Genomic DNA, 2,327 nt, shown 5'->3' on the forward strand with positions numbered 1-2,327 from the left:
TATAGCGTTTAATGGTGTTCGTAATTCATGACTCATATTTGCTAGAAATACACTTTTGGCTTTATTTGCTGCTTCTGCCTCATTTGTTTCTTGCTTTAAACGCTTATTTTCTTTTAGTTGTTGAACATTAGCTAATGTTTTTTTAATCGTAATATCTAAATCTATAAAATCTATAGGTTTAGTCAAAAAATCAAAAGCACCTCTATTCATCGCAGACCTAATTTTTTCCATATCATCATAAGCGGAAATAATTACTGCCTTGATTTCAGGATAGTGAAGTTGAAGATTATCTAGTAAAGTTAAACCATCCATTAAGGGCATATTAATGTCAGTTAATATGATGTCTATATTGGGTTCCTCTGACAATATTTCTAGTGCTTCTACACCGTCTCTGGCAAAAATAAAATCTAGTTCTTTTGTTTTGATTTTTTTTCTAAAGTTACGGATGATAAGTGATTCAAAATCTGGCTCATCATCTACAACAAGTATTTTTGATGACATGATATTCTGATTAATAAGCCAATTGCTTTCAATTTCTAAGTTACTTGTAATTAATGAGAATGAATATATGCTATTTCTAATTTTGGCATAATTCGTCATGGAATTCTTTCCTTGGCTTCAAACAAAAGTCAAAAATTAAAAGTCAAAAGCCAAAGAAAATAGAATTTCATTCATTTTGAAATGGCAAGTGAGGTATAGAATAAGATTGAGGATTTTTTAATTATTCTTTTTAAGAATAAAGTATGCTTTCTGTACTATATAGATTGAAGTTAGAATTAAGTCACTGAGAAGATAAGCATAGATTTTTTTACTACTTATATTTTTAATTAAATAAGCTGTTAGCTAAATCGATATTTCTGGAATACTATCTAGACTGAATATTAAATCAGCAGAAATATCTATAGACTCAATATATGGTTCTTTCTGATAAACTTCTGAAAACCGTTGACAGCGAGTAGCAAATTGACAAGTATGACAACTATCAAGACTCTGCGCTTGGGGAAATTCTGCCCTATCTTCTTGGTAATGTTTTAACCAGTAAGTTAAATTATCTAATATCTCCTGTAAATCCTGTTCAGTTTTTTTGTGTGCTTGTTGATTATAAGAAAATTTTAGTTTGTAGGGTAAGCTTTGACTTTTTGGTTGTATAAACCAATAGGTTATTGAAACTGCTTCTGGCAAATAGTTGCTAGTTTCAACTAGGGTATAAAGATATAAGCGTGTTTGCCAATTTTGAGCTAATTTTTTTTTGTTTTGAGGATGACTATAGGTTTTCCAGTCAAAAATTTGTGCTTGTTTATTTTCAGCAATTAATAAATCATAAATAACTGTCAGAATATAGCGATTAAAATTAATGCTGCGACTATGTTCAGCTTGACGTAAAATTAAATTATCTTGATTTTCAGAGTTTAATATTTCTGGTGCAGCTTGGGAAAAATTATCAAAACAATGCTGCATTTCTTGATTTTCTAACATCAAGGATTCTATTGGTAATCCTAGTTCTCTTTGTTGCATTAATAAGTGAAACTGAGTACCCCAATTTAGTCTTTCTTGTTCTGCTGATGTTGTCGGTACACTCAGATTATCTAGGTAGAGATGTTGGAATTTGCGCGGACAAGTTGTCAGTAAATTTAGGTGTTGTTGAGAGAGTCTATATTTTGTCATTTTAGGGAATAGGGAGTAGGGAAATTAATAATTAATAATTGATTCCTTTTGGTTTAAAACTACATTCCGCGCGACAAAATGTATTGCGAAACGAGGAGTCAGAATTCAGGAGTCAGAATTCAGAAGAAAGTCATAGTAATCAACAATTAAGTAAGTATTTATGCTCTTAATATTTTCCTGAGAATTTGACTTAGGAGAAAGTTAAATAGAGATATTTATAGAGTATAAATACTTAGGAGACCACAGCTTTTCATGCTATAGCGCTACTTGAATCGGGAATAGGGAATAGGGAATAGGGAATAGGGAATAGTAAACTGTTAAAGGGTTTCAGGATTTAGAAATGTCAAGAGCCTTAATGCGTAGCGTTATAATTTTAATATTATAAATTTAAGTGCGGAATATGAGTTTAAAGTTTATCCTTTTCAACAAAAAAAGAAATAAGATTTTTTGTTATCCAATACTCTTGATTTTAACCAAAAGTAATTATTAATTATCCATTATCCATTATCCATTATTAATTATCCATTGACCTTATAATCCTAAATACTGCCTTTCTGCCTTCTACTTTCTTGCTGACTTTTTCTTGCTTCTCCCATATTATTATTTCTACCAAATTTAGCATCTTGAAAAGAACTACCCACACCCTGAATAATACCTCTGCC

General features: G+C 30.6%; 2 protein-coding genes. Both read right to left on the minus strand.

The window, feature by feature from the left end; translation table 11 throughout:
- Nucleotides 1-600, minus strand: a 600-nt coding sequence (locus F6K22_RS38975; RefSeq protein WP_375340235.1) for a response regulator, incomplete at its 3' end; no start/stop codon positions are given.
- 243 nt (nt 601-843) lie between these two features.
- Nucleotides 844-1,665: a PD-(D/E)XK nuclease family protein gene (locus F6K22_RS38980; RefSeq protein WP_293110313.1), complete on the minus strand. Its 822-nt coding sequence runs from the start codon at nt 1,663-1,665 to the stop codon at nt 844-846.
- Nucleotides 1,666-2,327 lie beyond the last annotated feature (662 nt).

It is taken from the genome of Okeania sp. SIO2F4 (genome assembly GCF_010672385.1).
Lineage (GTDB): Bacteria > Cyanobacteriota > Cyanobacteriia > Cyanobacteriales > Microcoleaceae > Trichodesmium.

What these genes read in the sequence shown, in the direction of transcription:
- F6K22_RS38980 (WP_293110313.1), bottom strand. Translation starts at nt 1,665, where the DNA reads ATGACAAAATATAGACTCTCTCAACAACACCTAAATTTACTGACAACT.